Consider the following 5326-nt stretch of genomic DNA (forward strand, 5'->3'; position numbering starts at 1 on the left):
TCGCTACCAAATATCCAAAAATAACCCAGGAATATTTTTCTCAGAAAGGTATAAATGTTAAGATTTATGAGCTATATGGCTCTGTTGAGCTTGCACCACTAGTAGGACTTGCAAGGTTTATCGTCGATATTGTAGAAACAGGCACAACCCTTAGAGAAAACGGGTTAGTTGTAATTGAACCAATAAGACCATCGACAGCAAAGCTCATCATAAACAGAATAAGCTATAAACTAAAATCAGAAAAAATTTTCCCAATCATTGAAAAGATAGAAGAATATTTAGAGAAATAAAACATAAAGAAGTAAATCAACCTTCTTGCTTACTTAGAGCGCAAGAGTGTTCTAAAATTCTCGTAAGTTTACCTTTTCGTCATCCTGAGGCTGTAAAGCCGAAGGATCTCTTCTTTTGATTTTTGATTAAAAGAAAAAACAGGAGATTCTTCGCTTTGCTCAGAATGACGATGTGGATTTTTGGAACAGCCCCACCTTTGACCGTCATAATGAGTATTAAAGTCCAAAGAATCTCTTTTTTAAAAAATTAATGAAGATAGAATACTCTTCGCACGGCTGCAGAATGACAGTGTGGATTTTTGGAATAGTCTCCTTGCCGGCTTGCTTTGTGTTAAAATTTAAATCAAAGGAATAAATCATTAAGAGGTTAACAGCATGAAAGATACCGCTAAAGACTTTCCATTAATAGCAATAATTCTTGCCGCCGGAAAAGGGACAAGATTTAAATCAGAAAAGCCCAAAGTTTTGCACAAAATACTTGGAAAGCCTATGATTTGGTATGTAAAATACGCAGTATCATGGATAAAACCGGACGAGATCGTTTTTGTAGTTGGACATAAAAAAGAAGAAGTGATAAAAGAGTTAAACTGTGATGGATGTAAATTTGTATATCAAGAACAGCAGCTTGGAACCGGACATGCAGTCTTGACCGCAAGAGAGTATTTTAAAGATTTTGATGGCTATGTTTTAATCATAAACGGAGACACTCCGCTTATTGGGGGAGAAACTCTAAAAAATGCAAGAGAATACTTTAAAGCATTGATAAGATACGAAGGAGCAAATTTAGAAACATACAAAGGCTACAGAAATAAAAGCATAGCAGGGGTTATGATTACAGCAAGAGTTCCAAATCCGTACGGTTATGGAAGGGTTATAAAAGACGGCAGTCATAGAGTTATAAAAATTGTTGAGGAAAAAGACGCAACGCCACAGGAAAAAAATATAAAGGAAGTAAACTCCGGAATATACTTATTTTATGCTCCTTACCTATATGATGCACTTGAAAAATTAGAAAACAATAACGCACAAAAAGAATATTATCTAACCGATGTAATAGAGATTTTAAGACAAGAGGAAAAATACGTTTATGCTTTAGAAATTCCAGACTATACAGAAATACTAAATGTAAACGATAGATTACAGCTTGCAGGAGTAGAAAACATTTTAAAGCAACGATATATTACATTTTGGGCTTTAAATGGTACAACTTTCCATCAACCAGAAAGTACGTGGATAGAGTTTGATGTAAACTTATCAAGAGACGTAGAAATATATCAAAATTGTTTCTTATCAGGAGAAACTTCTATCGATGAAGGAACGATAATAGAGCCTAACTGTATCATAAAAAAATCTAAAATAGGTAAAAATGTCAAAATACTTGCAAACAGCTACATAGAAGATTCTGTAATTGAAGATAACGCTATAATAGGACCATTTGCAAGAATAAGGAATAATGCAGTCATCAAAGAGTCGGCAGTAATTGGAAACTTCGTTGAAGTTAAGAACTCTATTATCGGAGAAAGAACAAATGCAAGACATCTAAGCTACTTAGGAGATGCTGAAATTGGTAAAGATGTAAACATAGGAGCAGGAACAATTACATGCAATTATGACGGATTTAGAAAGCATAAAACCATTATAAAAGACAGAGCTTTTATAGGCAGCGATACGATGCTTGTTGCTCCAATTGTGATTGGAGAAGAAGCAATTACAGGCTCTGGCTCAGTAATAACAAAAGACGTTCCGGATAAAGCCCTTGCAATTGAAAGAAGTCAGCAAAAAATTATAGAAAACTATGCTGAAAAGAGAAAAAAGAAGGTGATGGAAAATGAAAGCAGCTAAGGATTTACAAGATTTAAAACAGTTATACAACAAAGATTTCTACCAATGGATTATGGAAAACGTGGAATTACTAAAGAACAAAGAATTTGACTTAGTGGACTGGGAACATGTTATCGAGGAGCTTGAGAGTATGGGAAGAAGCGAGCTTAGCAACGCAATCAGTTTCATGACTGTAATTTTAGAACATCTTTATAAATATGAACATTTCGGAGATAATAATACAATGGGCAATGGCTGGATAAAAAGTATCTTAAATTCAAGATATAGACTAATTAAGATTTTTGATAAAAACCCATCATTAAAGAAAAAAGCTGAAGAAAGCATTCAAGAAGCATGGGAAGACTCAATCAAAAAGATGATTACTTGGTTTAAATATCCGGAAAACAAAATCTTAGCTAAAAAATATTTTGGCAGATTGCCAACGGAGCAAGATTTTTCAAAGATATGCCCGTATACTTTCCAGCAGATTTTAGAGTATGAGCCATGGCTAAAGGACTTGGAGGAGTAATTATGGCTGTAAAAACTCTTAATAAAGAAGAAATAAAAGATTTGTACAACAAAGATTTTTACCAATGGATAGTTGAAAACGTAGAACTTCTCAAAAATAAAGAGTTTGACTTGGTGGACTGGGAGAATGTGATTGAGGAGCTTGAAAGTATGGGAAGAAGCGAGCTTAGAAGTGTAATTAGCTTTATGACTGTGATTTTGGAGCATTTATATAAATATGAGCATTTTAGAGAAAATGAAACGATGGGAAATAGCTGGATTGATAGTATAGACAACTCAAGAATTGAATTAGAATGGTTATTTAATGATAGTCCTTCGTTAAAAAGAAAAGCTCAGGAAGAAATAGATTTAGCATGGAAAAGTGCAGTTAAAAGATTAGTTAAATGGTTTAAAAAACCGGAAAATCATCATTTAGCTAAAAGATATTTTGGCAAAATACCAACAGAGCAAGATTTTCCGAAAAAATGTCCATATACTATCCAGCAGATTTTAGAATATGAACCATGGATTGAAAATCAAGGAGGAATTTTATGAAAAAAACAAGCATCTTGAATGTGTTTTTAATGCTTTTAACAGTCTTATTATTTACCTTTAACAACAAAGCCAAAGCAGAGGATGGTTATCGGCTCTTTGATAAAGTTGTGCTTGTAGTTAATGGAGAGCCTGTTTTAAAGTCAGATTTAGAGTTTGCGAAAAACTGGTATAACATCAAAGATGATAAAGAAGCTGAAGAAAAGATAATAAACTCATTTCTTTTAGCCCAGCAGGCAAGAAGAATGGGTATTTCTGTGTCTCCACGGGAAATAGATAACGCAGTTTTAAACATAGCCAAAGCAAATGGGATTGATGATTTAGAAACTTTTAAGAAAAAGCTTGAAGATAGTGGTATTTCTTATTCAAAATTAAAAGAATTTTTAGCAAGAGATATGCTCGCTAACAGACTGCTACATCTATACATGAGAGAAAAAGCATCAAAAGGTATCATTGAAGGCGATAAGGAAGATGTTAAAACAGTAAGACTTATTTTTATCTCAAAAAATAGACCGGACTATCAAGAAGTTTTATCAAAGCTTGACAAAGAATTAAACAAAAATAATTTTAGCGAGTTTGCATCTAAATACTCTGATGATAAATTTACTGCTGAAAATAAAGGGTTGATAGGAGAAATCAAAAAAGGAGACCTTGTTAAAGAACTTGACGAAGCGATCTTTTCACACAAAGCAGGAGATATTTTTAAAGTTGAAACAAACGAAGGAATGTATTTTATTTACATAGAAAAAGAAGAGAATAAACTCACTCCTAAAGCTGAAATGAGCGAAAAAGAAGTAGAAAAGCTTAAAAAAGAATATGATTTATTGTTGAGAAAACTTAAAGAGCGGGCTGTAATTCAAAGGCTTGGATAAAACACAGAAAGGTAAATTTTTTGAAGATAGGGCTGTAAAGTATTTAGAATCAATCGGCTATAAAGTTTTACTTAGAAACTACAGGTCTAAGTATGGTGAAATTGATATAATAGCTGAAACAAATAATGTAATTGTTTTTGTAGAAGTTAAGGGAAGGTTCACAGAAGATTTTGGCAGTGGTGAAGAGAGTATAACAAAGAAAAAAATAGACAAGATTGTAAAAACAGCATTACAATTTATTGAAGAGAATAATCTACAGGAAAAAGATTTTAGGTTTGACGTGGTTGCCTTTAAAGGCAACCAAATTTTTCATTTAGAGAACGCTTTTAGTTTGGAATGATGTCTTGAGTGGCAAATTAAGAAATTTTACAAAATAAGGAGTTCCTTCGGACTTACGTCCTCAGGATGACAGTCATAGGCTAAATGGTAAATATTAAAGGAAGTATTAACTTCGATGTCATTCTGAGCGAAGCGAAGAATCTAATACTTTTTTAAATTTCCAACTTGACGTATTTATAAAACGCTTTTAGCTTGGAATGATTTTAGCAAACTTTCTTTTTCCTACTTGGATTATAAACTCCTTTGTTAAATCCGGCTTATACATTGGGTCTGTGATTTTTTCTCCGTTAACTTTAACTCCACCTTGTTTTATAAGTCTTTTAGCTTCTGCCTTTGTTTCTGCTAATTTTAAATTAAAAATTATTTCAAAAAGCTCTGTTTCAGTGCCAATTTCAGATGCTTTAAATACCGGAATTTCTTCCGGAATTTCTTTCTTGGAATGAACCTTTTCAAAATGTTCTCTTGCTTTTATTGCATCTTCTTTACTGTGGAATCTTTCAACAATATACATTCCAAGCTGTTTTTTTACTTCCATCGGATGCAAGATACCTTTTTGGACATCTTCTTTAAGCTTGTTTATCTCATCTAATGTTAAGTCTGTTAATAATTCCCAGTATTGCCACATAAGTTCATCAGAAATAGACATTATTTTTCCAAACATTTCTTCCGGTGGCTGGGTTATTCCAATATAGTTTCCGTAAGATTTACTCATTTTCTTAACGCCATCAGTGCCAACTAAAAGAGGAAGCAGTATTGCTACCTGAGGACTTTCAATTCCATACTCTTTTTGAATATCCCTTCCTATCAATAAGTTAAATCTTTGGTCAGAACCGCCAAGCTCCACATCTGCTTTAATAGCTACCGAGTCATAAGCTTGCAGTAGTGGGTAAATGAACTCATGTATTGAAATAGGTATATTTTCTTTAAACCTTTTCTTAAAGTCTT

7 protein-coding genes are annotated in these 5326 nt (G+C 33.0%); 6 read left to right on the forward strand and 1 reads right to left on the reverse strand.

The window, feature by feature from the left end:
• The 6 genes from hisG to SULYE_RS05510 form a co-directional block, all read left to right on the forward strand.
• Positions 1 to 290, forward strand: a 290-nt coding sequence (gene hisG / locus SULYE_RS05485) for an ATP phosphoribosyltransferase (RefSeq protein ID WP_007547349.1), incomplete at its 5' end; no start/stop codon positions are given.
• A gap of 375 nt (positions 291 to 665) precedes the next feature.
• A complete protein-coding gene (glmU, locus tag SULYE_RS05490; protein WP_007547352.1) occupies positions 666 to 2132 on the forward strand; it encodes a bifunctional UDP-N-acetylglucosamine diphosphorylase/glucosamine-1-phosphate N-acetyltransferase GlmU in 1467 nt (488 codons plus the stop codon).
• Complete coding sequence (locus SULYE_RS05495) at positions 2119 to 2640, forward strand: DUF29 domain-containing protein (RefSeq protein ID WP_007547353.1); 522 nt, start codon at positions 2119 to 2121, stop codon at positions 2638 to 2640. Before glmU ends, SULYE_RS05495 begins: the two co-directional genes overlap by 14 nt.
• 2 nt (positions 2641 to 2642) lie before the next feature.
• On the forward strand, positions 2643 to 3173 hold the full coding sequence (locus SULYE_RS05500; protein ID WP_007547354.1) for a DUF29 domain-containing protein: 531 nt from the start codon (positions 2643 to 2645) through the stop codon (positions 3171 to 3173).
• Entirely contained in the window at positions 3170 to 4042 is an 873-nt protein-coding gene (locus SULYE_RS05505) for a peptidylprolyl isomerase (protein WP_007547355.1), read from the forward strand. The genes SULYE_RS05500 and SULYE_RS05505 overlap by 4 nt, the downstream gene beginning before the upstream one ends.
• The gene (locus SULYE_RS05510) at positions 4035 to 4382 is read left to right on the forward strand and encodes a YraN family protein (protein ID WP_007547356.1); all 348 of its coding nucleotides are present in this window, start codon (positions 4035 to 4037) and stop codon (positions 4380 to 4382) included. Before SULYE_RS05505 ends, SULYE_RS05510 begins: the two co-directional genes overlap by 8 nt.
• 186 nt (positions 4383 to 4568) lie before the next feature.
• Here the strand turns inward: SULYE_RS05510 and tyrS are convergent.
• On the reverse strand, positions 4569 to 5326 hold a 758-nt coding region (gene tyrS / locus SULYE_RS05515), incomplete at its 5' end, for a tyrosine--tRNA ligase (protein ID WP_007547357.1).

This window comes from Sulfurihydrogenibium yellowstonense SS-5 (assembly GCF_000173615.1).
GTDB classification, from domain to species: Bacteria; Aquificota; Aquificia; order Aquificales; family Hydrogenothermaceae; genus Sulfurihydrogenibium; species Sulfurihydrogenibium yellowstonense.